General features: G+C 64.7%; 30 protein-coding genes and 1 riboswitch. Of the genes, 15 read left to right on the top strand and 15 right to left on the bottom strand.

Features of this window, described 5'->3' with window-relative positions; all coding sequences use genetic code 11:
- Positions 1–18: 18 nt before the first annotated feature.
- Positions 19–705: a L,D-transpeptidase gene (locus IC761_RS26150; RefSeq protein ID WP_195799561.1), complete on the bottom strand. Its 687-nt coding sequence runs from the start codon at positions 703–705 to the stop codon at positions 19–21.
- Positions 706–1,044: 339 nt separating this feature from the next.
- Here IC761_RS26150 and IC761_RS26145 point away from each other — a divergent pair, with 339 nt between their 5' ends.
- Both IC761_RS26145 and IC761_RS26140 read left to right on the top strand, forming a co-directional pair.
- Positions 1,045–2,022, top strand: coding sequence for a magnesium transporter CorA family protein (locus IC761_RS26145; protein WP_195799560.1), 978 nt, complete (start codon positions 1,045–1,047; stop codon positions 2,020–2,022).
- A gap of 186 nt (positions 2,023–2,208) precedes the next feature.
- Positions 2,209–2,442, top strand: a complete 234-nt coding sequence (locus IC761_RS26140) for a hypothetical protein (protein WP_195799559.1) — start codon at positions 2,209–2,211, stop codon at positions 2,440–2,442.
- Between the two features lie 119 nt (positions 2,443–2,561).
- Here IC761_RS26140 and IC761_RS26135 read toward each other — a convergent pair whose 3' ends face one another.
- Together IC761_RS26135 and pdxH are read right to left on the bottom strand one after the other, a co-directional pair.
- Positions 2,562–3,314 carry an SDR family NAD(P)-dependent oxidoreductase gene (locus IC761_RS26135; protein WP_195799558.1) on the bottom strand — a complete coding sequence of 251 codons (753 nt, stop codon included), beginning with the start codon at positions 3,312–3,314 and terminating at the stop codon, positions 2,562–2,564.
- Positions 3,315–3,340: 26 nt separating this feature from the next.
- Positions 3,341–3,982, bottom strand: coding sequence for a pyridoxamine 5'-phosphate oxidase (gene pdxH / locus IC761_RS26130; RefSeq protein ID WP_195799557.1), 642 nt, complete (start codon positions 3,980–3,982; stop codon positions 3,341–3,343).
- Positions 3,983–4,095: 113 nt separating this feature from the next.
- Here pdxH and IC761_RS26125 point away from each other — a divergent pair, with 113 nt between their 5' ends.
- Together IC761_RS26125 and IC761_RS26120 are read left to right on the top strand one after the other, a co-directional pair.
- Positions 4,096–4,500, top strand: a complete 405-nt coding sequence (locus IC761_RS26125; RefSeq protein ID WP_195799556.1) for an RT0821/Lpp0805 family surface protein — start codon at positions 4,096–4,098, stop codon at positions 4,498–4,500.
- Positions 4,501–4,659: 159 nt separating this feature from the next.
- The gene (locus tag IC761_RS26120; protein WP_195799555.1) at positions 4,660–5,628 is read left to right on the top strand and encodes a DnaJ C-terminal domain-containing protein; all 969 of its coding nucleotides are present in this window, start codon (positions 4,660–4,662) and stop codon (positions 5,626–5,628) included.
- Between the two features lie 311 nt (positions 5,629–5,939).
- Here IC761_RS26120 and IC761_RS26115 read toward each other — a convergent pair whose 3' ends face one another.
- Together IC761_RS26115 and IC761_RS26110 are read right to left on the bottom strand one after the other, a co-directional pair.
- Positions 5,940–6,713 carry an anti-sigma factor family protein gene (locus IC761_RS26115; RefSeq protein WP_195799554.1) on the bottom strand — a complete coding sequence of 258 codons (774 nt, stop codon included), beginning with the start codon at positions 6,711–6,713 and terminating at the stop codon, positions 5,940–5,942.
- Positions 6,714–6,765: 52 nt separating this feature from the next.
- On the bottom strand, positions 6,766–7,254 hold the full coding sequence (locus IC761_RS26110) for a sigma-70 family RNA polymerase sigma factor (RefSeq protein WP_195799553.1): 489 nt from the start codon (positions 7,252–7,254) through the stop codon (positions 6,766–6,768).
- A 168-nt stretch (positions 7,255–7,422) separates the two neighbouring features.
- Between IC761_RS26110 and fabI the strand changes: the two genes are divergently transcribed.
- From fabI to IC761_RS26080, 6 genes are all read left to right on the top strand, one after another.
- Complete coding sequence (fabI, locus tag IC761_RS26105; RefSeq protein WP_195799552.1) at positions 7,423–8,244, top strand: enoyl-ACP reductase FabI; 822 nt, start codon at positions 7,423–7,425, stop codon at positions 8,242–8,244.
- Positions 8,245–8,256: 12 nt separating this feature from the next.
- The gene (locus tag IC761_RS26100; RefSeq protein WP_195799551.1) at positions 8,257–8,856 is read left to right on the top strand and encodes a histidine phosphatase family protein; all 600 of its coding nucleotides are present in this window, start codon (positions 8,257–8,259) and stop codon (positions 8,854–8,856) included.
- A gap of 85 nt (positions 8,857–8,941) precedes the next feature.
- Positions 8,942–10,030, top strand: a complete 1,089-nt coding sequence (gene aroC, locus IC761_RS26095) for a chorismate synthase (protein WP_195799550.1) — start codon at positions 8,942–8,944, stop codon at positions 10,028–10,030.
- An 80-nt stretch (positions 10,031–10,110) separates the two neighbouring features.
- A complete protein-coding gene (locus IC761_RS26090; protein WP_195799549.1) occupies positions 10,111–11,301 on the top strand; it encodes an adenylate/guanylate cyclase domain-containing protein in 1,191 nt (396 codons plus the stop codon).
- 34 nt (positions 11,302–11,335) lie between these two features.
- The gene (locus IC761_RS26085) at positions 11,336–11,866 is read left to right on the top strand and encodes a GNAT family N-acetyltransferase (protein ID WP_246791317.1); all 531 of its coding nucleotides are present in this window, start codon (positions 11,336–11,338) and stop codon (positions 11,864–11,866) included.
- A gap of 67 nt (positions 11,867–11,933) precedes the next feature.
- Positions 11,934–12,428: a GNAT family N-acetyltransferase gene (locus IC761_RS26080; protein ID WP_195799547.1), complete on the top strand. Its 495-nt coding sequence runs from the start codon at positions 11,934–11,936 to the stop codon at positions 12,426–12,428.
- 9 nt (positions 12,429–12,437) lie between these two features.
- Here IC761_RS26080 and clpS read toward each other — a convergent pair whose 3' ends face one another.
- The 3 genes from clpS to IC761_RS26065 form a co-directional block, all read right to left on the bottom strand.
- The gene (gene clpS, locus IC761_RS26075; protein WP_195799546.1) at positions 12,438–12,743 is read right to left on the bottom strand and encodes an ATP-dependent Clp protease adapter ClpS; all 306 of its coding nucleotides are present in this window, start codon (positions 12,741–12,743) and stop codon (positions 12,438–12,440) included.
- 161 nt (positions 12,744–12,904) lie between these two features.
- On the bottom strand, positions 12,905–13,288 hold the full coding sequence (gene crcB, locus IC761_RS26070; RefSeq protein ID WP_195799545.1) for a fluoride efflux transporter CrcB: 384 nt from the start codon (positions 13,286–13,288) through the stop codon (positions 12,905–12,907).
- Positions 13,289–13,319: 31 nt separating this feature from the next.
- On the bottom strand, positions 13,320–14,528 hold the full coding sequence (locus IC761_RS26065) for an MFS transporter (RefSeq protein WP_195799544.1): 1,209 nt from the start codon (positions 14,526–14,528) through the stop codon (positions 13,320–13,322).
- Positions 14,529–14,629: 101 nt separating this feature from the next.
- A riboswitch (Fluoride riboswitch) is annotated at positions 14,630–14,707 on the bottom strand.
- Between the two features lie 242 nt (positions 14,708–14,949).
- Between IC761_RS26065 and IC761_RS26060 the strand changes: the two genes are divergently transcribed.
- Together IC761_RS26060 and IC761_RS26055 are read left to right on the top strand one after the other, a co-directional pair.
- On the top strand, positions 14,950–15,804 hold the full coding sequence (locus IC761_RS26060; RefSeq protein WP_195799543.1) for a DUF1194 domain-containing protein: 855 nt from the start codon (positions 14,950–14,952) through the stop codon (positions 15,802–15,804).
- Between the two features lie 163 nt (positions 15,805–15,967).
- Complete coding sequence (locus IC761_RS26055) at positions 15,968–16,600, top strand: hypothetical protein (RefSeq protein ID WP_195799542.1); 633 nt, start codon at positions 15,968–15,970, stop codon at positions 16,598–16,600.
- A gap of 3 nt (positions 16,601–16,603) precedes the next feature.
- Here IC761_RS26055 and IC761_RS26050 read toward each other — a convergent pair whose 3' ends face one another.
- Positions 16,604–17,449: a nucleotidyltransferase domain-containing protein gene (locus tag IC761_RS26050; RefSeq protein ID WP_195799541.1), complete on the bottom strand. Its 846-nt coding sequence runs from the start codon at positions 17,447–17,449 to the stop codon at positions 16,604–16,606.
- A gap of 17 nt (positions 17,450–17,466) precedes the next feature.
- On the bottom strand, positions 17,467–18,108 hold the full coding sequence (locus tag IC761_RS26045; RefSeq protein ID WP_195799540.1) for a carboxymuconolactone decarboxylase family protein: 642 nt from the start codon (positions 18,106–18,108) through the stop codon (positions 17,467–17,469).
- A 131-nt stretch (positions 18,109–18,239) separates the two neighbouring features.
- Here IC761_RS26045 and IC761_RS26040 point away from each other — a divergent pair, with 131 nt between their 5' ends.
- Positions 18,240–18,623 carry a bleomycin resistance protein gene (locus tag IC761_RS26040; protein ID WP_195799539.1) on the top strand — a complete coding sequence of 128 codons (384 nt, stop codon included), beginning with the start codon at positions 18,240–18,242 and terminating at the stop codon, positions 18,621–18,623.
- A gap of 36 nt (positions 18,624–18,659) precedes the next feature.
- Entirely contained in the window at positions 18,660–19,115 is a 456-nt protein-coding gene (locus tag IC761_RS26035) for a GNAT family N-acetyltransferase (RefSeq protein WP_195799538.1), read from the top strand.
- Between the two features lie 6 nt (positions 19,116–19,121).
- Here the strand turns inward: IC761_RS26035 and IC761_RS26030 are convergent, their stop codons facing one another.
- On the bottom strand, positions 19,122–20,180 hold the full coding sequence (locus IC761_RS26030; protein WP_195799537.1) for a class I SAM-dependent methyltransferase: 1,059 nt from the start codon (positions 20,178–20,180) through the stop codon (positions 19,122–19,124).
- A 252-nt stretch (positions 20,181–20,432) separates the two neighbouring features.
- Here IC761_RS26030 and IC761_RS26025 point away from each other — a divergent pair, with 252 nt between their 5' ends.
- Complete coding sequence (locus IC761_RS26025; RefSeq protein WP_195799536.1) at positions 20,433–21,023, top strand: hypothetical protein; 591 nt, start codon at positions 20,433–20,435, stop codon at positions 21,021–21,023.
- Here the strand turns inward: IC761_RS26025 and IC761_RS26020 are convergent.
- From IC761_RS26020 to dxs, 4 genes are read right to left on the bottom strand one after another with little or no spacing between them, the layout of a single operon-like run.
- Positions 21,020–22,267: a class I SAM-dependent RNA methyltransferase gene (locus tag IC761_RS26020; protein WP_195799535.1), complete on the bottom strand. Its 1,248-nt coding sequence runs from the start codon at positions 22,265–22,267 to the stop codon at positions 21,020–21,022. The genes IC761_RS26025 and IC761_RS26020 overlap by 4 nt on opposite strands.
- Positions 22,260–22,994 (bottom strand): TlyA family RNA methyltransferase, encoded by a 735-nt coding sequence (locus IC761_RS26015; RefSeq protein ID WP_195799534.1) that lies wholly within the window; start codon positions 22,992–22,994, stop codon positions 22,260–22,262. Before IC761_RS26015 ends, IC761_RS26020 begins: the two co-directional genes overlap by 8 nt.
- Before the next feature lie 26 nt (positions 22,995–23,020).
- Positions 23,021–23,572 carry a nucleoside 2-deoxyribosyltransferase gene (locus IC761_RS26010; protein ID WP_195799533.1) on the bottom strand — a complete coding sequence of 184 codons (552 nt, stop codon included), beginning with the start codon at positions 23,570–23,572 and terminating at the stop codon, positions 23,021–23,023.
- A 35-nt stretch (positions 23,573–23,607) separates the two neighbouring features.
- Positions 23,608–25,536 (bottom strand): 1-deoxy-D-xylulose-5-phosphate synthase, encoded by a 1,929-nt coding sequence (dxs, locus tag IC761_RS26005; protein ID WP_195799532.1) that lies wholly within the window; start codon positions 25,534–25,536, stop codon positions 23,608–23,610.
- Positions 25,537–25,901: the final 365 nt, after the last annotated feature.

Raw genomic sequence — 25,901 nt, 5'->3', positions numbered from 1 at the left:
CGTCCGATCAGGCGGCGATCAGAAGCTGCCGGCCTGGCCGGTGCCGCCGCCCTGGAGCGCGAGGCGCGAATTGTAGGGCGAGTCGCCGTGCTTCGGCTCGAGCACCACGACGATGGTGCCGATCTTGACGCGGCTGTAGAGGTCGATCGCGTCCTCGTTGGTCAGGCGGATGCAGCCCGACGAGATCGAGGCGCCGATATATTCCGGCTGGTTGGTGCCGTGAATGCGGAACAGCGTGTCCTTGCCGCCCGAATAGAGATACATCGCGCGGGAGCCCATCGGATTGTCCGGACCGGGGGCGACGTAGGTCGGCACGCCCAGGCGCGAAATCTCACCCGGGGTCGGGTGCCAGGCCGGCCATTCGGTCATGCTGCCAACCTTGGCGATGCCAGACCAGGCCATGGCCTCTTCGCCGACCGTGATGCCGTAGCGGATCGCCTTGCCGCCATCCATCACGTAATAGAGGTAGTGGTTGTCGGAATCGACCACGATCGAGCCCGGCGACTCCTTGCGATGGTAGTCGACGATGGCGCGACGGAACGGCTCTGCCACCGGCGTATTCTCGTACCGGATCTTGGCGAGGAGTTCCTTGTCCTTCGGCTTGAAATTCTGGGTGTTGGTTGCCTCGAAATGCGTGCCCTGCATGCAGCCCGACAGCATGAAGCCGGCAGCCAGAATTCCTAACATAACTTTCAGCGACGACATGGTTTGGTTCCAATCAAAACAATACCGCGCAGGTCCTGAGCGTAGCACCCAAGGCCTTCGACTCCGTTGATCCCATTATCGTCGAAATCTGCCACAATTCCAGCGCTGAGGGGCTTTTCCCGCGCTGCGAGGCCCGACCTGTGGCTTTTTTGCCGCAAGTTTTGCGGCCTTGGGTTGGTTTTTGGGCAGCGGAAGCCAAACTGTCGATTCCGTGCCACGGTTGCGCCACGGGGCAGCCACAAATGCAAACGCACCGTTAATGTGCTTGTCATCATGAACTTGTCAGAATCGCGCTAAGGGCTGTCATTCTGTCGCAGGATGCCTCCGCTGGAGTAGTTTATGTTTTCTGTGTTCGTTCCCTCCGAGTCTTCGTTGAAGAAGGCCGTTGTCGAGGATCTCGCGGCGGTTCCGGAGCATGCGGTGTGGATTGACCTGTTCAACCCGACCGCGGCCGAGGACAAGGCCGTGGAGCGGCTGTCGGGCATCGCGATCCCGACCCGGGAGGACATGCAGGAGATCGAGATCTCCAGCCGCCTGTATATCGAAAACAGCGCCCGCTACATGACCGCGACGCTGATGTGCCACTCCGACACCGATATGCCCCGGACCACGGCGGTGACCTTCATTCTCGGCGACCACCGGCTGGTCACGGTCCGCTACGATCAGCCCAAGCCGTTCGCCCTGGTCGAGGCCAAGCTCGCCCGCACCTGCACCCCCGCGATCACCGGCGAGATGGTGCTGATGGAGCTCCTGGACGCCGTGATCGACCGCTGCGCCGACATTCTTGAGCGCTGCGGCGCCGAGATCGACCAGGTCTCGCACGACATCTTCGAGCCCGAGAGCGAGCGGCACGGCCACGCCAAGCAATACTCGCAGATCCTGATCTCGATCGGCCGCAAGGGCGACCTGACCTCCAAGGTTCGCGAGAGCCTGGTCTCGATCGGCCGCGTCGTCACCTTCCTCTCTGCGGTGGTCGAGGGTGTGAAATGGTCGAAGGACATGCGCGAGCAGCTCAAGACCATGCAGCGCGACGTGGCTTCCCTGACCGACCACGCCTCCTACCTCTCCAGCAAGATCACCTTCGTGCTCGACGCCATGCTCGGCGTCGTCAATCTCGAGCAGAACAACATTATCAAGCTGTTTTCGGTCATGGCTGTTGTCCTGATGCCGCCGACGCTGATCGCCTCGATCTACGGCATGAACTTCAAGGCGATGCCGGAGCTCGAATGGGAGCACGGCTATCCCTATGCACTGGTGCTGATGGTGATCGCCGCGATCGTTCCGTACTGGATCTTCAAGTTCAAGAAGTGGCTTTAATAGCTACCGAGACCTTACGCCGGTTGCAGAGACACGGCGGTTGGTGTCGCAGAATAGAGCGGGATTGCGGCCACGCGGCGATGCGTGCGCGCCGCCCCAATTCCTCCGGTAAAATTTGAGCAGTGGGCTGAACGTTTGCTCGAAACTTGTCTGCGATAAGCAGTGGGTTAGCCGCGAGGAACAGCCATGGTTGAGAAACACATAACGACGCGCCGCAACGTCATCGATCTGGCGAGCTATCGTCAGGTCGCTGCGAGCGGCAAGGCGTCGTCAATGTCGGCACGCATGTGCCGGCACTGTGGTGCTCCGCTGCTCGACGGCGAGAACGACGACGACTGCTCGACTGCATTTGACGCTGCCGCTCCAAATGCCGGAGTACAAAGGCTGCGCGAAACGTCGCGTCGATTCCGCGCTGATTGAGAACGGAAGGTAAGGGCGATCCAGGTCTTGCGGCGGCTTCGTCTGGATCGCCTGCTTCCCAGAATTCCTTGGTAAGAGAGCCTGGATTGCTTCGCTTCGTTCGCAATGGCGACGAAGCGCTACACGTGCTGGCCGCCGTTGATGTGGATCTCGGCGCCGTTGACGTAAGAACTGGTGTCCGTGCACAGCACGTAGATGATCTTGGCGACCTCGTCCGGCGTGCCGAGCCGGTGCATCGGGATCTGCTGCTCGACGATCTTTTCGGTGCCGGGAGACAGGATCGAGGTGTCGATCTCGCCCGGCGCGATTGCGTTGACGCGCACGCCGACGCGGCCGAAGTCGGAGGCCATTTCGCGCGTCAATGATGCAAGGGCCGCCTTCGAGGTCGCGTAGGCTGCGCCCGCGAAGGGATGCACGCGCGAGCCCGCGATCGAGGTGACATTCACGACCGAGCCCTTGGCCGCCTTCAACTCCTCGATCAGGCCGCGCGCGATCATGATCGGCGCGAAGAAGTTGACATGGAAGACGTGCGTCCAGGTGTCGAGGTCGGTGTCGACCGAGCCGAGTCTGGAGCCGCCCGGGCCCTTCGGCGAGATAGCGGCGTTATTGACCAGCGCGTGCAGCACGCCGCCTTCGAGGCGGTTGCGGATGTCGGTGATCGCACGCGCGGTGTCCACGGGATTGCCGAGATCGACCTGGATGTGGTCCTCAGGCCCTGCGTCCCACGGGCAGTCCTCGGGGAAGGCGTGCCGCGAGCAGGTGATGACACGCCAGCCCGCTGAGGAGAAGCGGATCACCGTGGCGTGGCCGATGCCGCGGCTGGCTCCGGTCAGGAGCAGCGTGCGGCGCGGCGCATTGGACGAATGCGGCATGGACATCTTTCAGGTCGGCGCAAAGCTCAAGGGTACATCCGCGTCTTGGACCATTTCTGGCAGGCCGCGTCACGGCGAAATTCGATGCGGTCGTGCAGACGGAATGGGCGGTCGTGCCAGAACTCGATACGCGACGGCGTGATGCGCCAGCCGCTCCAGCCCGGCGGCCGCGGCACCTCGCCGATGATGTGTTTGGCCGCGACCTTTGCGATGGCCTGCTCGAAGGCGAAGCGGCTCTCCAGCGCCTCGGACTGCTTGCTCGCCCAGGCGCCGATCTGCGCCTGCTTCGGGCGGGTGGCGAAATAGGTGTCGGCCTCGGCGTCGGTCACCGGCGTCACGTTGCCGCGGATGCGGACCTGACGGCGCAGCGACTTCCAGTGAAAAAGTAACGCCGCCTTAGGATTTGCGGCGAGTTCGCGGCCCTTCTGGCTCGCGATGTGGCTGTAGAAGACGAAACCCTCAGCATCGAAGCCCTTCATCAGCACCATGCGCACGTCGGGCAGGCCATCGGGATCGACGGTTGCGAGCGCCATCGCGTTCGGATCGTTCGGCTCGCTCTTGATCGCTTCGTCCAGCCAGGCCGCAAACAGCGCAAAAGGCTCATCGGCGGCGGTGAAATCACCGGATGTTAAGGGTGTCTGGTGTTTCATCGAGGTCGTGTCGGTCATGTCTGGAGTCCGAGTTGCGTCCCGCGGCCCAAAACGCGTTGTTGTCCGCTACCGCCCTATATAGGGCATGGGGACGCGTTGGCCTATCGGCGATCCGCCCGTCCGGCATTGTCATGACGATGATTCTGGTCGGGCTCGGCACCGGCGGTTGCAGCCTCTCCCGCAACGACACCAGCGCCTACGCCAAGGCTGACGACGGCGACCTCACGGGCTCGATCGTGCGGCCGAAGGAGGCCGCACCGACCGAGACCGATCTCGCCTTCGCCCGCAACGCCGCCTCCGACGTGCTGAGCAAGGGCGACAAAGACGCCAGTCAGCACTGGGAGAATCCGGAGACCGGCGCGCGCGGCTCGGTGACGCCGATCGCGCAGTCCTACGCCGCCGAGGATGGCCGCAAGTGCCGCGATTTCCTGGCGAGCTACGTCAACGGCGACACCGAGAGCTGGCTCCAGGGCGCCGGCTGCCAAAGCAGCCGTGGCCGTTGGGAGATTCATACGCTAAAGCCGTGGCGCAGTTGAGCATGATCGGGAAACCGGTTTTCCGCTAAGATCACGCTCGAATCGTAGATCATCGCTTCATCGAACTAGTTGCAAAAATGCCACTCGCCCCCCACATGAGGTTCAGGTGGGGCGGGGAGCCCTTTGAACATTTCGATTTCCCGAGAGGAGACGTGACGGATGCGCGACCCCTATGAGGTCTTGGGGGTGCCGCGGAGCGCCAACGCTGCCGCGATCAAGAGCGCCTATCGCAAGCTTGCCAAGAAGCATCATCCTGACAGCAACAAGGATGATCCGAAGGCTGCCGAGCGCTTCGCCGAGCTCAACTCGGCCAACGAGATCCTTGGCGACGAGGACAAGCGCAAGCAGTTCGACCGCGGCGAGATCGACGCCGACGGCAAGCCGCGCTTTCAGGGCTTCCCGGGCGGTGGCGCCGGTCCGCGCGGGCGCGCTGGTCCCGGCGGGTTCGAGAGCTATACGTTCCGTGGCGGCAGTGCCGGCCCCGGCCAGGGTGCGGGCGCGTTCGAGGACATCCTCAACAGCATGTTCGGCGGCGGGATGCGCGGTGCGCGGCCCGGAGCCGGCGGCGGTGCCCAGTTCGAATTCGACACCGGCGGGGTCGGGCTCGATCTCGATGTCAGCGTCGCCATGTCCGTCTCGCTGGAAGAGTCGGTCAAGGGCGGCGAGAAGCGCGTCCGGCTGCCGAATGGCAAGGAGCTCAACGTCAAGATTCCGGCCGGGGTCGTCGAGGGCCAGCAGATCCGACTGCGGGGGCAGGGCGAGAGCGCCCAGGGCCATCCGCCGGGCGATCTCCTGATCACGATCAGCATCGCACCGCACTCGTTCTTCAAGGTCGAGGGCGCCGACTTGCGGATCGACCTGCCCGTCACGCTCTATGAGGCGGTGCTCGGCGGCAAGGTCCGCGTGCCCACGCTCGGCAATGCGGTCGAACTGTCGGTGCCCAAAAACACCTCCAGCGGCCGGACCTTCCGTCTGAAAGGTAAGGGCTTGCCGAAAACTGGCGGAACCGGGGATCTCTTTGTCGTCATCCGGATTATCCTACCGGATGGAAACGACGCCGAGCTCGAGGCACTGATGGAAAAGTGGCGGGACCAGCACCCCTACAATCCACGCAGCGGACTTGGCTAAAGCCGAGCGCAACTGAAGGGGTTCTCCTAAAAGCTGAGGGCATCTCCGAACGGATGATGCCCATCATATGCCTGAGGCGTGGTAGCGCTTCTCGACGTGTCGGCTGTCCGGCGGGGCAGCCGATGAAAAGGTGCGGCCTCGAGAGGGGGACCAGCGCGGTACCAAAAACCCCAATCGAGGCCGCCCGCGTCGATCGGCGGATCGAACGCTGCTCATAATCGCGTGATCACCCGGTGCGATAATGAGACGCGCGCATGTCTTGATTCGAAATTTTCAATGACGGAATCGAGGCACGGCGCTCGTGCGGTTGCTTAGCCGCCGTTTTTCTCGGCCTGGTCGTAGACGGCCTGCGCCACCTTGGTCAGCCGGTCACGGTCGCTGCCACCACCGCTGACGACGTAGCCGACGCCACGCTCGGCCCAGAACAGCGCCCCGTCCTTGTCCGTCTTGGCGTAGCGCATCTGTGTTGCACCGGTCTCGGTCTTGGCCGTGTAGATCGTGTAGCGCTCGCCCGAGGCGCCCTCATACATCAGGAACGACGCCGGCCCGTTCGGCCCCGGCAGCAGCCGGCCGCCGACGAGCTTCAGCCCGCTCGCCTCCAGGTTCGGGGCGAACACGGTCCAGCCGCAGCGTCGGGTCAGCCAGGCCTGGAGGTGGTCGCGCTCGTTGCCGCCGACCTCGACCGGGTGGCGGACCTCGACCACATAGAGGCGGTGGGCGTCGAGCGCGTCCGCGGTAAAACTCTGGAAGGTCGAGGGCGCATTTGCGGCGCCATGCGCGATCCAGCCGGCCGTGCCGCCGGCGACAAAGGCGACCAGCGCTGCCGCAACCGCACCATAGAACCATTGCCGCGGACGACGCTCCAGCCGTTCCAGCTCCAGCCGCGCCGGCACCGGCTCCTGGGCGACCGAGTCGTAACGGGCGTGCAGCATCTCGGCCATGGCACGCCAGGATTGCACCCGCTCGGCATCCTCTGGGTGCGCACCGAGCCAGGCCTCGACGTCGGCGCGGCGCTCGGCCGGCAGCTCGCCGTCGACATAGGCGTGAAGCTCGTCTTCGGTCACGGGAATATTGTGGTCGTTCATATCGGTCGTCTCTGGCTCTGCGGCCCAAAATATCGTTGCACTAATCCTGCCATCATTTCACCCGCCTCAGCGCCGGGCGCTCACCCTCCAGCGACGCTTTGACGTGGGCGCGTGCGCGCGCCAGGCGCGACATCACGGTGCCGATCGGCACGCCCTGGATGTCGGCGACCTCGCGGTAGCTCATGCCCTCCAGCATCACCAGCAGCAACACCGACCGCTGCTCCTCGACCAGCGTCGACAACGCCTTCTCGATGTCACGCCCTTCGGCTTCGGTCCCGCTGGCGTCCGGGCTGTTCTCCGTCAGCTGCATGAATTGCGGCCGCCTTGCCAGCGAGCGCCGCCGGTTCTTGTTGAGGTTGGTCAGGATCGTATAGAGCCAGCTCCTGACGTCGCCTCCGAGAAACAATCGCTCCGAACGCAACGCACGCACCAGCGTGTCCTGCACCAGATCGTCCGCCGCATCCGCATCGCGCGTCAACGCGCGGGCGTAGCGTCGCAACGCCGGGATCATGGCTTCCACACTCTGGCGAAACGCACTCATTGCCGTCTTGTCGTCCTCAACGTTCGGCGCGAGCGCCTCAACGATCATAACACCCGAGCAGAACGGCTATTCCGGCCGTCGAAACAGCGTTAACGCCGCGTATTAGGACTGTACCGCAGGGGAGGGCTGGTGTACCTCCAGACCCTAACCCAGTTCGGACGTGAAGAAATGGCGCAGAATTCAGCTCTGATGCAAGGCAAGCGCGGGGTGATCCTCGGCGTTGCCAACAACCGCTCGATCGCCTGGGGCATCGCCAAGGCATGCCACGCAGCCGGCGCAGAGCTGGCACTCACCTATCAGGGCGATGCGCTGAAAAAGCGGGTCGAGCCGCTCGCTGCCGAGCTCGGCGCGCTCATGCTCGGCCATTGCGACGTCACGGATGCCGCGACCATCGACGCGGTGTTCGACGTGCTGAAGGAGAAGTGGGGCAAGATCGATTTCGTCGTGCACGCGATCGCATTTGCCGACAAGGACCAGCTCGAGGGCCGCTACGTCGACACCACCGCGGACAATTTCTCCAAGTCGATGCTGATCTCCTGCTACTCGCTGACGGCGATCGCGCAGCGCGCCGAGAAGCTGATGACCGACGGCGGCTCGATCATCACGCTGAGCTATTACGGCTCCGAGAAATGGATGCCGAACTACAACGTCATGGGCGTCGCCAAGGCGGCGCTGGAGGCGAGCGTGCGCTATCTGGCCGCCGATCTCGGCGAGAAGGCGATCCGCGTCAACGCGATCTCGGCGGGACCGATCAAGACGCTGGCGTTCGCCGGCATCGCCGATTCACGCCTCCTCCTGAAATATAACGAGCTCAACGCACCGCTGCGGCGCAACGTGACGATCGAGGAGGTTGGCGACAGTGCGCTGTACTTCCTGTCAGATCTGTCGCGCGGCGTCACCGGCGAAGTGCATCATGTCGATGCCGGCTACCACGTGCTCGGCATGAAACGGCCTGATGCGCCGGACGTCTCGTTGGGCGGGAAGGACTGATCTTCAACCGCAATGCCCGTGCCCACGATCTATTATCTTCGCCACGGCGAGACCGAGTGGAACGCGCTCGGCAGGCTTCAGGGCACCAAGGACGTTCCGCTGAACGCGCGTGGCCGCGACCAGGCCGTGCAGGCAGGCGGCGTCCTCGCCGATCTCTTCAAACGCGACGGCCGCGACAAGGCGGCGCTGCCCTACGTGTCGAGCCCGCTCGGCCGTGCGCGCCAGACCATGGAGCTCGCGCGCGGCAAGCTCGAATTGCCGCCTGCCGATTACGCGCTCGACGATCGCCTGCGCGAGATCGGCTATGGCACCTGGGAGGGGCTGACGCTCGCCGAGAGCGAGGCCGCCGATCCCGAAATCTATGCCCGTCGCCTCGCCGACAAATGGACAGTGGGGCCGGCAGGCGGGGAGACCTATGCCGATGTGCAGGTCCGCGTCCGAGCCTGGTACGACGAGCTCCCGACCGACACCGTCGCGGTCGCCCATGGCGGCACCTGCCGGGCCCTGATGGTCTCGCTCGGCCTCGAGACGCCTGCAAGCGCCGCCGAGCTCTATATCGAGCAGGGCGCCGTCTATGTGTTCCGCGAGGGGCGGCTGGAGAAGTATAGTTAAACCGCTCCGGCATTCCCAGGGCCGCTTGCGGGTTTGACCCCCGGCCCCCCGCGCGTTACCACACGCCGGAACCGAGCGAGCAGCGATGTCCTTCAACACCTTCGGCCACATGTTCCGCGTAACCACCTTTGGCGAGAGCCACGGCGTGGCGATCGGCTGCGTGGTCGACGGCTGCCCGCCGATGATCCCGCTGACCGAGGCCGACATCCAGCAGGACCTCGATCGCCGCCGGCCCGGCCAGTCGCGCTTCACCACCCAGCGGCAGGAGCCGGATCAGGTCAAAATCCTCTCCGGCGTGATGGCGCATCCGGAGACCGGCGTGCAGGTGACGACGGGCACCCCGATCGGGCTGCTGATCGAGAACACCGACCAGCGCTCGAAGGATTATTCGGAGATCAAGGACAAGTTCCGCCCCGGCCATGCCGACTTCACCTATGAGGCGAAGTACGGTCTGCGCGATTATCGCGGCGGCGGCCGCTCTTCCGCGCGCGAGACCGCCACGCGCGTTGCCGCCGGTGCGATTGCGCGAAAGGTGCTGCCCGACGTCAAGGTGCGTGGCGCGCTGGTGCAGATGGGCCCGCACAAGATCGATCGCGAGAAGTGGGATTGGGACGAGGTTGCCAAGAATCCGTTCTTCTGTCCGGACAAGGACAAGGCCGCGTTCTTCGAGACGTATCTCGACGGCATCCGAAAGAGCGGCTCCTCGATCGGTGCGGTGCTGGAGATCGTCGCCGAAGGCGTGCCCGCAGGCCTGGGCGCGCCGATCTACGCAAAGCTCGATTCCGATCTGGCGGGCGCGATGATGACCATCAACGCCGTGAAGGGCGTCGAGATCGGCGCCGGCTTTGGCGCGGCTGAGCTCACAGGCGAGGAGAACGCCGACGAGATGCGTACCGGCAATGACGGCACGCGCTTTTTGTCCAACCATGCCGGCGGCGTTCTGGGCGGTATCTCCACCGGCCAGCCGGTGGTGGTGCGTTTTGCAGTGAAGCCGACCTCGTCGATCCTGCAGCCGCGCCTGACGGTCGATCGTAACGGCGCCGACACCGAGATCATGACCAAGGGCCGCCACGACCCCTGCGTCGGCATCCGTGCCGTGCCCGTTGGCGAGGCCATGATGGCCTGCGTGCTGGCGGATCACTTCATCCGCGATCGCGGACAGGTCGGGCGGTAGGCCCGCTTGAAGCTTTTGTGTCGCGGTACTAGCCCACCGCGCAGCTTGACGGCCCCACAACTTCGTCGGCAAATGCGCCCATGGAAAACTCCGAGCTCCAGCGCATCATCAACTGGCTGATCGACGGCGCCAGATCGTCGCGGGGGCCGGCGGAGATGATTGCGGATGCCTGCGAAAACCTGGTCGCAGCCGGCCTTCCATTATGGCGGTTCGGCGTCTTCATCCGCACGCTGCATCCCGAGATCTTCGGCCGCAACTTCATCTGGCGGCAGGGCGAGGAGGTCGAGATCGGCACCGTCGATTTCGAGATTTTGGATACGCCCGAGTTCGCCCGGAGCCCGCTCCGGATCGTGTTCGAGGAGGGGCTGGAGGTCAGGGGCCGCATCGACGAGATCGACACCAGGCGGTTTCCGTTCCTGGAAGACATGCGCGCCGAGGGCGTCACCGACTACATCGCGACGCCGATGCGGTTTCTCGACGGCTCGATTCATGCGATCAGCTGGACCACGCGGCATCCCGGCGGCTTCAGCGAGGACGACATCGCGACGATCCGCTCCATCGTGGCGCCGCTCGCGCGCGTCAGCGAGATCGTCACCCTGCGCCGCACCGCTGCGACCCTGCTCGACACCTATGTGGGAAATCGCGCCGGCGAGCGCATTCTCGCCGGCCAGATCCGCCGCGGCCACAACGACACCATGCAGGCCGCGATCTGGCTGTCGGACCTGCGCGGCTTCACCGCGCTGTCGGACCGGCTACCGGCCGAGACGGTGGTCGATATCCTCAACCGCTATTTCGATTGCCAGGTGACCGCGATCCGCGGCCACGGCGGCGAAGTCCTGAAATTCATGGGCGACGGGCTGCTCGCAGTGTTCCCGATCGACGAATATGTCGGCGACGCCTCGCATGTCTGCGCGCGCGTCTTGGAAGCAGCGCGAGAATCGCGCGCCAGCGTCGAGGCGCTCGCGCATCCCGTCGGCGACGTCGTCGAGCGCTTCCGCTTCGGCGTCGCGCTCCATGTCGGCAACATCCTCTACGGCAATATCGGCGGCGGCAACCGGCTCGACTTCACCTGCATCGGTCCCGCCGTCAATCTCGCGGCCCGGATGGAGAAGATTGCAGGGAGGCTCGGGCGCACGGTGGTGGCGTCCGAGGTTTTCGCGAAGGTGTGCCGCGAAGGCTGGCGCGATCTCGGCGAGTTTCCGATCGCGGGGTTTTCCCAGGCGCAGCGCGTGTACGGGCTGGCGGAAGAGACGCCGGTGGTGATGGCGTAGCTTGCAAGCGCCGATGAGAACGAAGAGTGACAGTTTGAACGACATCGTCATTCGATCTGCGACAGAGCAGGATGCGGCTCTGATTGCCGCCATTCACGCCTCGAGCTGGCGAGACGCCTACGCGGACATTCTCGCACCGGAATTCTTGAAGGGCGCCGTCGAGGATGATCGGCTCGCCGTCTGGTCTCAACGACTCCGCGACCGGCCCTCAACACAGTTGATCAACGTGGCATTCGATCCGATTGGCGTCATGCAAGGGTTCGTTTGCTGCCAATGCGATGCCGATCCTGTTTGGGGCAGCCTCGTGGACAATCTTCACGTTCGCCCGCAGGCGCGTGGTCGAGGAATGGGCGAGCGGCTGCTTCGCGATGCCGTCGGCCAGTTTTCGGCAAGAGCTACGGGCGGCGGGTTTCACCTCTGGGTCTTCGAAGCGAACGTAGCCGCGCTTCGTTTTTACGAGCGGCTCGGAGGCCGCGTCGTCGAACAGGATCATTCCGCCCTTCCTGCTGCTGGTGGAAAGACCGTGCTGCGCGTGCACTGGCGGACCTCGGCGCTGCTCGGGTGATTGGGCCAGCGCCCGTCGCGGTGGTGGAACAATTAGGTATGCTGAGGTCAAAGCCACGGGGCTGCCCATGACCGTCGAATTCCGCCAGATCGAGATCGCCGACACCGATGCCTTTCGTGCCGCCATCGATATCGTGGCCCGCGAGCGCAAATACATCGCGCTTACGGAGGCGCCGCCGATCGAGCAGGTCCGCGCCTTCGTTACCCGTAATGTTGAACGGGGCTATCCGCAGATCATCGCCGTAATCGACGGTGCAGTGGTCGGTTGGTGCAACGTGCCGCCGGCGAGCCGCGCCGTCTCGGCGCATGTCGGCGATCTCTTCATGGGGCTCTTGCCGGACGTCAGGGGCCGGGGATTTGGCGAGCAACTGCTTCGGCAGGCGGTTCAGGCTGCGGATACGTTCGGCTTCCGTCGCATCGAGCTCGGTGTGTTCGCGAGCAACGTCGCTGCGGCGGCGCTCTATCGCAAGATCGGGTTTGTCGAGGAGGGCACCAAGCGGATGGCTATTCTGGTCGACGGCACCTATCACGACGAAATCATCATGGCGCGCCTCAAGGACTAGGCGAAGCCGCTATTCTTCCGGCTCTGTCGTGAACAACAGCGGATAACCCTTGGCGCGGCCGGCATCGGTGGCGCGGGTGGCCTTGGTCTCGGCGACGTCCTTGGTGAAGACGGCGACGACACAGGCGCCCAGCTTGTGAGCGGTGATCATGACCTTGTAGGCCTGATCCTCGGTCATGCGGAACTCGGCCTTCAGGATCATGGTGACGAACTCACGCGGTGTGTAGTCGTCGTTGATCAGGATGACCTTGTGCAGCTTCGGCCGCTCGACCTTGATCTTGGTCCGCGTCTTCGGCTTGGTGACGGTGTCGTTCATCGTGTCCCGAAACGCTCCGGTCGTGAGCTTTCAGCCGCGCGCCGCTCGGCCTGCAACGCGTTTATTATATTGCAGGACCCGTGACCTCTCCAAGGCGGTCGGCCGGCCCGGCAACATGTCCGAAAGGATGGGCAGGGATGCGTTGACCGGACACGCGCCCTTCATGGAATCGCGCGAATGAGCTGCATGGCTGCAATGAGAGCGCCGACGGACAGCACGACCGACGCAATCATGTAGGTTGCCGAGGCCCAGCTTTGTCCGCGCTCGATCAGATACCAGGCATCGAGCGAGAAGGTCGAGAATGTCGTGTATCCGCCACAAATTCCGACCGTCAGGAAGATCCGGGCCGCCTGCGGCAGGTTCCATTTTGTCGCGAACAACGCCGCGAACATGCCGATCAGGAACGATCCCGTCACATTGATGATCAGTGTGCCCCAGGGAAAATCCGTGCCGAACGCGCGGCCGGAGCCGATGCCAACGAGATAGCGCACGACGGCGCCCACCGCCCCGCCGGCAGCAACGGCCAGAATGAATTGGATGTTCAACGTCTCGTCCCCCAATTTGCGAAGCGCATGATTAGTTGCGGTCCTCTGCCAGCCTTTTGCCGATCGCGAGCAGCCCCACAAGCGAGACCAGCGCAAAGCCGAGCCCCGCGAAGAAAGTGCCGGCCGGGCCGTACGCGTCCCACAACGCGCCGGCGATCACGCTCGCGGCCAGCAATGCAAGGCCCGTGAACAGGTTGAAATAGCCGAACGCGGTGCCGCGCAGGTGCGGCGGCGCGGCATCGGCGACGAGCGCTGCCAGCAACCCTTGCGTCAATCCCATGTGCAGGCCCCATAGCGCGACGCCGAGCGCGAGCCCGGCAAGGTTTGGCAGCAGCGCGAGCGCGAGATCGGCCATCGCCAGAAAGACAAGTCCGAGCGCAAGCAGGGCGGTCCGGTTGATCCGGTCCGACAGCGCGCCGGCCGGATAGGCGGAGAGCGCGTAGGCGATGTTCATCAGCACCAGCACCGCCGGCACCCACATCGCATTGAGGCCGATGTTCTGGGCGCGCAGGATCAGAAAGGCTTCGCTGAAGCGCGCCAGCGTAAACACGGCGCCGATCGCGACGACGCGCCAATAGACCGGGCCTAGCTGCCGCATGGCGGCGGTGTTGAGCGGGTTTTTCGTTAGTTCCCGAGCCGCGTCCGGCGCGGGCTCGCTCACCGCCATCGCGATCAGGCCGAACGACAGGAACGCCGGCAGCACCGCCACCCAGAACACGGCGGCAAAATTGTCCGCGGTCCACCACATCAGGCCGATTGCGGCGAGCGGCCCGACGAAGGCGCCGATCGTGTCGAGTGACTGCCGCAGGCCGAAGCTCGCGCCGCGCAGTCCGGGCGGTGCGATGTCGGCGATCAGCGCATCGCGCGGTGCGCCACGAATGCCCTTGCCGACGCGGTCGATGAAGCGTGCCGCCACCAACCAGCCGACGCTGGGCGCCAGCGGGAACAGCGGTTTTGTCAGCGCGGCCAGCCCATAACCAAGGGCGGCGAGCAGCTTGCGGCGGCCAAGCCAGTCCGACAGCGCGCCGGAAAAGATCTTCGTGATCGAGGCGGTCGCCTCGGCGATGCCCTCGATGAAACCGACGGTGAGCGTGGAGGCGCCGAGCACGGTGACGAGATAGACCGGCAGCAGCGCATGGATCATCTCGGACGAGATATCCATCAGCATCGAGACGAAGCCGAGTACCCAGATCCCTCTGGGCAGCCCTGCGCGCGCAGCATTCGGTGTCGTCGTCGTCACGCCGTGGACTTCTCCCTGGCCTTTGTCACCGGCAACAAAAAACCCGCCAGCGGCGGGTTTGTCCATGCTCCCGCCAAAGGCAGAGGCTCCGTGACGCCTCACCTCAAGCAGGAGTCATCAGCCCATTACGGCCATCGACCGCCGGGCGGTTGTCGGGGGACTCCATCCCCATCTGTGCAGCAAGCCTAGCATGGAAATTGCGCCGGACAAGTGGGCGGGGTGCTTCGTCCCAAAGCCTGTCGAGGTGAGCGGTCGCGCGTATCACTGCGGCGCGACCGTGGCGACGCGGCGGCAATGTCGCGCGAGACGCGCAAAATCCTAGCTCGCAAATTCCTAACCCAAATGTGAAGCACAAGCGATCTTCGCACTTTGCGGCAAGGCGTTTGCATGTCACCATCACGTCATACGACGGGAGACTGCGATGCGCTTGCTGTTCTCGATCGGGGCTGTGCTGGTGGCCGGCGTGCTTGCCGGAGGGGACGTCGCGAGCGTCGCGGCGCCAGGACCAAGATATCAACCGCAGCGGCAGGCCGCCGATGGCGACGCGCAATCGGTCGACGTCGAGCTGATCCTCGCGGTCGACGTCTCCTACTCCATGGACATGGACGAGCTCGCGATCCAGCGCGAAGGCTACGCGCAGGCGATCCAGTCGAAGGAGTTCCTGCAAGCGTTGAAGGCCGGTCCCAACGGCAGGATCGCGGTGACCTATTTCGAGTGGGCCGCGTCCACCGACCAGAAGATCATCATCCCCTGGCGCCTGATCGACGGACCGGAGACGGCGGATGCGGTCTCGGCCGAGATCATGAAGACGCCGATCCGACGCGCCTCGCGCACCTCGATCTCCGGCGCGATCGGATTTGCGATGCCGCTGTTCGACGAGGATCCCTATCACGGGATTCGTCGGGTCATCGACATCTCCGGCGACGGCCCCAACAACAATGGCAGCCCGGTCACGCTGGCGCGCGACGCCGCGCTCGAGAAGGGGATCGTCATCAACGGCCTGCCGATCATGGTCAAGGAGCCGTCCTATTCGACCATGGATATCGACAATCTCGACTACTACTACGAGGACTGCGTCGTCGGCGGTCCCGGCTCCTTCGTGATCGCGATCAAGGACCGCGACAAGTTCAAGGAGGCGATCCGCACCAAGCTCCTGATGGAAGTGGCCGGCCGCACGCCGGAGCGTCGGGTGCTGCGCGTTGCCGACAAGGACAAGGAGCCGCGCGTGAACTGCATGATCGGCGAAAAGATCTGGTCGGACCGCTGGGGCCGCTGAGGCGCCCCGCCGACGAGACCATTTGCCTCGCCGGCAGCGGGCGGGATTAACCGCTTGTTAACCATGGCGTGCCCTTAATCAAATTGTTTCTGAATGTTTCTGGCGCTGCGTCCCGGCGCGCGAACGCAATCGCGTTCGTCAAGCTCGTGCACCGAGCAAGCTCATGGCTATCGTCACGCAAAGCACCAGCCAGATCTCACCCGCCAATGAACGTGTCTATCACCAGAGCGCCATGCTCGGTGAATGGAAGGGCAATTGGGCAGGCAACAACCAGGCCGTCGGCTTCAAGGTCGTGAACATCCGCGGCACCCGCGCTCAGGTCGAGTACACCCATAACGGGCACACCGAGCGTGGCTTTGGTCAGGTCAATGGCGCGACCATCACCTTCGGTTCGGTCACCGTCGGCACCAAGGACGGCAAGAATCTGGTGCTCCTGTTCTCCGCGGGCGGCGGCAAGCAGACCGCTACGCTTGCAAAGCAGGCGCCGCCGGCTTCCGACAGCCGCCTGATGGGAAGCTGGGGCGGCTATTCCAGCGACAACGGCAAGAGCGCGAGCTTTCGCGTGCTCTCCGTCAACGGCAATGAGGCGCAGGTCAGCGTCACCACCGACGGCATCACCCGCCAGGGCACCGGCATCGTCTACAAGAACGTCATCATGTTCGGGCAGGCGCAGATCGCGACGGATGACGGACAGAACGGCAAGATCATCTACCAGGTCGGCATGAAGTCCTTCCTGGTGCCGGTGACCAAATATCCGCCGGCGGATTCGTCGTCCTCGGTGGACCAGACTGCCTGAGCGTCACGGCTGCTTGCCGCCGGACTGCGTCAGCCCCTTCAACTGCTGGTCGATCCGCCGCAGGATCGCGCAGGCCTGTGTGTAGCTGCCATCACCAACCAGGCGCCAGATTTCGTCGGACTGCTCCGCCAGACCTGGAATCGTGAGCGGGAAGCCGGCCGTCTCCTGGAGTGCGCCCTTTTCATTGATGAGGTATCGACAGTTCAGTGCAAACAACACCTGGGCGATGCAGGCGAGTGATCTGTAGAGATAGCCCGCGAAATGTGTCCGCTCATTGCGTGCGGCCGCGAGCTCGGCATTCTCGATGCTGAATAGGATCTCCCACTGAAAGCGCCTGATCAGGGTGTCGGCGAGGGTCTGCGGGTAGGGTAGCGCGATCGATTTGAGCCGAGCGATCAGGCCCAGCGGATCGTGCAGAGGCTGACAGTACGCGATCTCGCCCATCCAGATCGCCGAGCAGAAGCCGTGCGGATGGCCGGGCTGATAGTTCATCGTGACCGTACCGGTGCGGCAGGCCTCCATCACCGCTTCGACGGCATCGGCGTTGCGGTAGAGCAGGTCGACCTTGTGTCCTTCGACCGACAGCCAGGCGCCGCCGACGATCCACGGTCCCCACTCGCCGATTGCCGTCACCGCCGCGGCCGCGGGATAGTCGGCGACCGCCTTCGCGGCGACCAGCAGCCGTTCCGTGTCAATTGGACGAGCTGCGGTGAAATACAGGCCGATATCGTAGTCCGACGCCGGATGCGCACTGCCGCGCGCACGCGATCCGCCGAGCACGACGGCCGCGACGCCCGGCACCTCAGTAAGGGCAGATGTCAGGCGCGTGAGCAAGGGATCATGCGGCATGAACGGCGTGGAGGCATCTATTTCGCCGCGAGCGGCGGCAGCGGCGGAACGCTGTCGTTCGGGGCTTCCGCCTGCATCGTGATCAGCGTCATCGAGACCAGATCGTAATAGCCGATCAGGCCGATGATATCCATGATGCCGCGCTCGCCGAACTTTTGCAGCGCCGCGCGGTAGATCTCGTCGGACACTTTCTTGTCGCGATAAAGCGCCATCGCGAGGTCATAGAGCGCAGCCTCGTCGTCCTTCATTGCCTGCGGCCGTACGCCGTTCGCGACGCCGTTGGCGACCTCTGGATCGAGCCCTGCCTTCATCGCCAGCGGATAATGCGCAAACCATTCATATTGCGCGGTCCATTGCCGCGCCGTGATCAGGATGGCGAATTCGCTCAAGCGTGCCGGCAGCGACGAGTTCCAGCGCAGATAGTCCGACATCGCCGAGAGCTTTGGTGCGAGCTCGGGGTTGTGGATATAGGCCCGGTAGGGCGGATTGGTGAACTTGGCGTTGCGCGGCGGCACGGCGATCGCATCGGCCCATTCCTTCTGCGGCGGTGTGAGCTCGTCCGCCTTCAGCGGCGTGAAGCGCGTCGGCTCGCTGCCGTGGCCGGCTCCCGGGATGGTCGCCGCGAACAGCGCAGCCAGCGCCAGGCCCAGATATTTCATTGTCGTGCTCCCATGTCCGGCGGGCTGTGGCCGCCTTGTTCGCAGGCCAGTTTACGTTGCGGGATAGGCCGTGCAAGGGCTCGCGCGCACATGCTAGGCTGCGCGCCGGAGATCGCTTGCAGGAGGCTCACATGAGCGACGAACGCCCGATGATGGTCGGCTCCGCCACCGTCTTCGTCGTCTCCGATATCGTAGCCGGCCTCGCCTATTATCGCGACGTGCTCGGCTTCGACGTCACGTTCGAATATGGCGAGCCGCTGTCCTATGCCTGCCTCTGTCGCGACGAGGTTGCCCTGCACCTGCTCGCGGCGAGCAGCACGAAGCGGCTGCCCGGCCATGGTGCCATCTGCATTTTCGTTCGGGACGTCGACCAGGTCCATGCCGAGGTGGCGGGGCGGGGCGCGAAGCTGCTCAACCAGCCGGAGGACCGCGACTACGGCATGCGCGATTTTGATGCCGTCGATGCCGACGGGAATCAGCTTACATTCGGGACCGGAACGGACACGGCGGCCTGATATCGCCGGTCGCGCGCGAGGTCAGGAGAACGCGAAATGCCGACTGCCAGGCTCGCCAAAGCACCCGATCTCTCCGCGCTGCTCGATCTGTTCCGCGCCTCGGAGGTCAGTGCGGCGGCCGAGCCGCGGGAGAGGGCCGAGGAGATCTGGCGGCAGACAATGTCCCGCGATGATCTCGCTGTGTTCGTCTCGGAGGATGGCGGCAGGATCGTCGCGACCTGCATGCTCATCACCGTGCCCAACTTGCTGCGCGGCGGCAGACGCCACGCCTTCCTCGAAAACGTCGTGACCCATCCCGAACACCAGGGGCGTGGCCACGGGCGCGCCGTCGTCACGGCGGCGCTGGAGGCGGCCTGGCGGAAGCATTGCCATCACGTGCTGATGCAGAGCGGCCGCAAGGACCCGCGCGTGCACCGCTTCTACGAGGGATGCGGCTTCGTGCCGGGCTTGCGGGTCGGCTATGTCGCGCGCCGACCCGAGCCAGGCGTGTGATGGACGTCAGATCCGCGCCTCCAGGATCAAGTTGAAGGGCGTCTCGGTGGCGCGGCGAAATCGTGTCAAGCCACCTTCGCGCGCGACGTTGCGCAGACGTGCCTCGCCGGCCTGGGCGCCCAGCGCGAGGCCAACCTCTTGGTCCAGCGATGCCGGCGTACAGATCATGGTCGACGCCGCATAGTAGACGCGTCCGACCGGATTGAGGTTGTCCTCGAGACGGTCGTTCGCGAACGGCTCGACCAGCATGCAGGTGCCGTCCTTCGCCATGGATTCGCGCACGTGGCGAATCGCGCCGACGGGATCGCCCATGTCGTGCAGGCAATCGAAGAAGCAGACGAGATCATAGTCTTCGGCCGGATAGGTTTTTGCGGAATGAACGGCGAAGGAGACCCGATCGCCGAGTTTCGCGTCGGCGGCCGCCTTTCGCGCGGCCTCGATCGAGCCCTCGTGATAGTCAAAACCGTAGAAGCGGGAGTTCGGGAAGGCCTGCGCCATCAACCGTGTCGAGACGCCGTGCCCACAGCCGACATCGGCGACCTTGGCGCCGCGCTTCAGCTTGTCGACGACACCGTCGAGCGCGGGCAGCCAGGCCTGCACCAGATTGTGCATGTAGCCGGTGCGGAAAAACCGGGCCGTGCCGCAGAACAGGCACTCGCTGCGCCGGTTCCAGCCGACACCCTTGCCGCTCCTGAATGCGTCCGTAATCTTAGGCTCGTCGAGAAATGTCGAGGCGATCACGTTGGCGAATGCGCCGAGAAAGACCGGGCTGTCCTCATCGGCCAGCGCCATCGCCTGCTCCGGCAGCATCGAGAATTTTCCCGACGCGGCATCGTATTCGATGTAGCCCGAGGCTGCCTGGCTCGACAGCCATTCGCGGATGTAGCGTTCCGTCGTTCCGGTGGCGCGCGCGAGCTCGGACGAGTTCATCGGTCCCTTGGTGGCAAGCGTGCGGTAGAGACCGAGCTTGTCGCCGAGCAGGACCAGCGATGCGTTCATCGCCGCGCCGAATTCGGTGACCATCTTGCCCATAAAGGCATTCAACCTGTCGGAATTGACCTCCATGACGACCTCCATGCAAGCGTTGGCATTTTCAAGGGTCTGCACAATTTGCGCGTTGCAGAACTGCGCCAGGCTTCGCGTCAATGTGGCGGCTTGGCTGGCGCACCCTTCAATGGGTCAATCCGGCACGGGGGAGGTTCAAAGCGTCAGGAAGAGGTAATCCTGGAACCGGATGGCGCGTTCACCGGCGTGCGGTCGCTGGCATTTGCGCGATGCCGGGCGTATAATTTGCGTATCATTCTGACGGTCACCTGAATGCCTCGCCTCCGGCGTTCCTGCGGTCTCGCCACTCTCTTCGCGGTGCTCTGCTTCAGTGGAGCACCGGTTCACGCGCAAGTTGCCCCGGTGCAATATTTCATCCCGGGCGGGCCTTTCGGCTTTGGCGGGAGTGCCGACCAAACCTCCAATACGTACGGCAACTTTCCGAGCTTCAATTCCACTGAGGCGGGCGGACGCACGGGCTTCTTTGTCAACACCCAGCGTGGCAACCTCAATTGGAGCGGATTCAGCCAGGCTGGACCGGCCGGCAATTTCAGCGCGCTCTCCTACGACAGCTCGCAGTTCGGCTACACCGCCAAGACCGCGGGTGGCATGCCGGTCACGTTCTTCGCCGGTTTCGACACGCTGAAATACGGCAACGGCATCGGCAGCTCGCTTGCCCCGCTCACGTCCAGCACAGCGCCGGGCTATGGCGCTTTTGCCGGCGTCGAATTCAAGCCGACCTCCAACCTCAGCCTGTCGTTCGGCGCCGGCTTCACCCAGCTGGACGGGGGCCGCATGGACAGCGATATCAGATCGAACATGCTGCCCGGCGAGTCGCCGGCGCTCGGGGCCCTTCGCCGCTAGCGCGTGAAGCGCGCGACCAATTCCACGTGTGGCGTGTGGCGGAACTGGTCGACCGGAACGACACTCTCGATCTTGTAACCGCCATCAATGAGCAACCGAGCGTCGCGCGCAAACGTTACGACGTTGCAGGACACCGCGATCACCACAGGGACCTTGCTTGTGGCGAGCTTCAGCGCCTGCGCCTGCGCGCCCTGGCGCGGCGGATCGAACACGACGGCGTCGAAGTCGCGCAGCTCCTGCGGCACCAGCGGGCGACGGAACAGGTCGCGCGGCTCGGCCTTGATCGGCTTCAGGCCGGGTGCGCGCGCGGCTTTCACCAGCGCATTGATCGCGCCAGCGTCGCTGTCAAAAGCCGTGACGCGCGCCTTCTCAGCGAGCCGAAGCGCGAACGGCCCGACGCCGCAGAAAAGGTCGAGAACCTCCTTGGCTTTGCCGCCGCGCTCCGCGACGAGCGCGGCCAGCGTCTCTTCGCCCGCCACCGTTGCCTGCAAGAACGAGCCCGGCGGCAACGTCACCTCGGCGCGGCCCATCCGCAACGTCGGTGGCAGGCGTTGCAGCACGAGCTCGCCATGCCGCGTCAGCCGTGCCAGCCGGTGCTGCTCGGCGACGCGCGACAGCGCCGTGATGAGGGCCGTCGGCAGCGGGCCGGAGCCGCGCACGTCGACATCGAGGCCATTGGCTGTGGCGGTGACCTGGATGTCGATCGGCTTCGTCACCGGCATTTTCGATGTCAGCGGTTCGGCAAGCGCCCAGGCCGCATCAAGCGCGCCGTCGAGCGCGGGATCGAGGATCGGGCAGCGATGGATCGGGATCACGTCATGCGAACTCACCGCCGCGAAGCCGACCTTGAGGATACTGTGTGTGCCGAACCTTCCGTGCAGCGTGACGCGCCTGCGCCCCGCGCCATGCGCATCGACCAGCGGCGCCACCTCGCACTCGATGCCGGCCTGCGCCAGCGTCTCGACCACGATGTTGCGCTTCCAGGCGTGATAGGGCTCGGTCGCCCAGTGCTGGATGGCGCAGCCGCCACAGACGCCGAAGTGCGGACAGAACGGCTCGATGCGTTCGGGGCTTGCGACCTCGACCGCGAGCAGCTTGCGGCGGTCGGGATGGTTGCCCGCGACATGGTCGACCTCGACGGTCTCGCCACCAAGCGTATACGGCACGTAGAGCGCGTCGCCTTCGTCGAGCGAGACGCCGTCGCCGCGATGGCCGACGTGATCGATCCTCACGCGCTCAACCACGGCGCGCGCCCAGGAAGAATTCGATGTTGCCGTCGCCGCCCGCGATCGAGGAGGGAAACACCTCGATGCCGGTGCAGCCGAGTGATGCCGCGAACGCTGCGATGTCGTCGCAGATCTCCTGATGCACGGCGGCGTCGCGGATGATGCCCTTCTTGTTGTGCTTTCGGTCGGCCTCGAATTGCGGCTTGATCAGCGCGAGCAGGCTCATGGGCGCTGCTGCGAGCGACAGCGCGACGGGCAGCACGGTCTTCAGCGAGATGAAGCTGACGTCGATGACGACGACATCGGGCCGCGCCGGAAGCCGCTTGCCGTCATAGGCGCGGATATCCGTCTCCTCCATCGACACGATCTTGGGGTGCCCGCGCAGTGACGGATGCAGTTGGGCCGTGCCCACATCGACGGCAAAGACCAGGCTCGCGCCGTTCGCCAGCAGCACCTCGGTAAAACCGCCGGTGGAGGCGCCGACGTCGAGGCAGACATGGTCCTCGACCTCGATGGGGTAGCGCTCCAGCGCGCCGGCGAGTTTGACGCCGCCGCGCGAGACATAAGGGTGTGCCGGTTCGGCCTGGATCGCCGCGTCCTCCGCGATGGTTTCGGATGGTTTTGAAACAAGCCTGTCGTCAGCCGTCACGAGCCCGGCCTCGATCGCCGCGCGCGCCCGCGCGCGGCTCTCGAACAGGCCGCGCTCGACCAGCAGAACATCCGCGCGCTTGCGGGGAGGGGACATCGGCTCTCCGGAGAATGAAGCGCTTGTTACTGCGAAACTCGCGCAGCCGCCATCCGGACGCAAGCCTCGAACGCTGAGAGATCGTGCCAGACGTCGATCGGCATCTCCGCCGGCGTCACCAGCGGGCAGCCATGCAGCTCCACCGCGTGGATCATCATGAGATTGTCGACGAGACCAAAATCCTCGACCGTCAGCCCCTGCGCATCGACCAGCCGCCCGTCCTCGGAGGTGACGTTCATGAAACGCGAGACGCGGTCGGCATAGGTGGCGGGATCGTTGGAATAGGCCAGACAAAGCTTGCCGCGGCCGGCCATGTAGCCGAGCTCGTAGACGGTGCCGGGATCGGCGCCGGCGCCGCGGAACGGCGTGAGATTGGCAATGATGGCGTCAGCCCGGTCCATCATCGCCTCGTTGCCGCAAAAGATCTGCCGCGAGGCGTCAGGTGCGGTGAGGTCGATCTTGTTGTCGAGCGGATAGAGGCCGCTCTGGCCATGGGCCGCGCAGATGTCCGCCTTGCGTCGGCCGATTTCGATCGCATCCGGCAGGAACACGTCGGGGCCCGCCAGATAGATTTTCATGAAGGTCGCTGCTTCGGCGAAGGTCGAAGCTCGCCTCAGGCGAGCTTCACCGTCTCGGTCTTGACGTCCTTGCCGAGCGCTTCGAACACCTTGGCGACGATGCCCTTGGCGTCGAGACCGGCGCGGGCGTACATCGCGGCGGGCGTATCGTGGTCCTGGAACACGTCGGGCAGCACCATCGTGCGGAACTTGACCATGCCGGTGTCGAGCACGCCCTGGTCGGTCAGGAACTGCGCGACATGCGAGCCGAAGCCGCCGACCGAGCCTTCCTCGACCGTGATCAGGACGTCGTGGTCGCGGGCGAGCTTGAGCACCAGCTCGGTGTCGAGCGGCTTCATGAAGCGCGCGTCCGCAATCGAGGTCGAGAGGCCGTGGGCGGCGAGCTCGTCGGCCGCCTTCTCGCATTCGGCGAGGCGCGTGCCGAAGGAGAGCAGCGCGATCTTGCTGCCCTGGCGGATCATGCGGCCCTTGCCGATCTCGAGGGGCACGCCGATTTCGGGCATCTCGATGCCGCGGCCTTCGCCGCGCGGATAGCGCAGCGAGCTCGGGCGGTCGTTGATCGCGACCTGGGTCGCCACCATGTGCACGAGCTCGGCTTCGTCGGCCGCCGCCATGATCACCATGTTCGGCAGGCAGCCGAGATAGGCGTTGTCGAACGAGCCGGCATGCGTGGCACCGTCGGCGCCGACGAGGCCGGCACGGTCGATGGCGAAGCGGACGGGCAGGTTCTGGATCGCGACGTCATGCACGATCTGGTCGTAGCCGCGCTGGAGGAAGGTCGAGTAGATCGCGCAGAACGGCTTGTAGCCTTCGGTCGCAAGACCGGCGGCGAAGGTCACCGCGTGCTGCTCGGCGATGCCGACGTCGAAGGTGCGCTCCGGGAACGCCTTGTTGAAGATGTCGACGCCGGTGCCCGACGGCATCGCCGCGGTGATGGCGACGATCTTGTCGTCCTTCTGCGCTTCCTTGACAAGGCTCTGGCCGAACACGTTCTGGTAGGCCGGCGCGTTCGGCTTGGCCTTGGCCTGGGTGCCGGTCGCGACGTCGAACTTGACGACGGCGTGGTACTTGTCGGCGGAGGCTTCCGCCGGGCCGTAGCCCTTGCCCTTCTGCGTCACGACGTGGACCAGGATCGGGCCGGTCTCCATGTCGCGGACGTTCTTCAGCACGGGCAGCAGATGGTCGAGGTTATGACCGTCGATCGGGCCGACATAGTAGAAGCCGAGCTCCTCGAACAACGTGCCGCCGTCCATCATGAAGCCGCGGGAATATTCCTCGACGCGGTTGGCACGGTTCGCGAGCACCTTGGGCAGGCGCTGGTTGATCTGCTTGGCCGCCTCGCGCAGCGTGCGATAGGTCTTGCCGGAATAGAGCCGCGACAGATAGGCGCTCATCGCGCCGACCGGCGGCGCGATCGACATGTCGTTGTCGTTGAGGATGACGATCAGGCGCGAGTTCATCGCACCCGCATTGTTCATGGCTTCATAGGCCATGCCCGCCGACATCGCGCCGTCACCGATCACTGCGATAACGTTGTTCTTGCCGCCGGCGAGGTCACGCGCAACCGCCATGCCGAGACCGGCGGAGATCGAGGTCGAGGAATGCGCGGCGCCGAACGGATCGTAATCGCTCTCGCTGCGCTTGGTGAAGCCGGACAGGCCGCCGCCGGTGCGCAGCGTGCGGATGCGGTCGCGGCGACCGGTGAGGATCTTGTGCGGATAGGCCTGATGGCCGACGTCCCAGATCAGCCGGTCGCGCGGCGTGTCGAAGACGTAGTGAATCGCGGTGGTGAGCTCGACCACGCCGAGGCCCGCGCCGAAATGACCGCCGGTCACCGAGACGGCATCGATGGTCTCCTGACGCAGCTCGTCGGCGACCTGGCGAACCTGCTCGATCTTGAGCTTGCGCAGGTCGTCCGGCGTCCGGATGGTGTCGAGAAGCGGCGTTTTACTGTATGCGTTCACAGCGATTTCCAATTTGTCAGCGCCGGAAGGTCATTCCGGTGCGCGATGGGTTTGCACAATATCGGCGCAGCGCGAGTCCCCAGACCGTCGAAGCCACCCGCCCGGGGCAAAGCCCCTCGTTCAAGCGTTGGTGAGCCCAAGTGCGCTCCGGTTCAGTCCCCGTGATCCCTGTCACTTAGATCGGCTTCGTCCGTCCCAGCCAATTTCATCAGCGATTTGAAGCATTTGCGCTTGGTATTCGGTCCCCACGCAAGGCTTCCAAAAAGCCACACTCCGCGCAGCTTTACACCAAACCTGAGGCCAAAGCCAACCCGCCCGGCCGATTACGGGTATGCAGGTGCAACCGGCGGGCCAGTTTGGTTAAC

The organism is Bradyrhizobium commune (genome assembly GCF_015624505.1).
GTDB lineage: Bacteria > Pseudomonadota > Alphaproteobacteria > Rhizobiales > Xanthobacteraceae > Bradyrhizobium > Bradyrhizobium commune.
The sequence above is the reverse complement of the archived record's forward strand: the minus strand, read 5'-3'. Positions and strand labels throughout refer to the sequence as shown.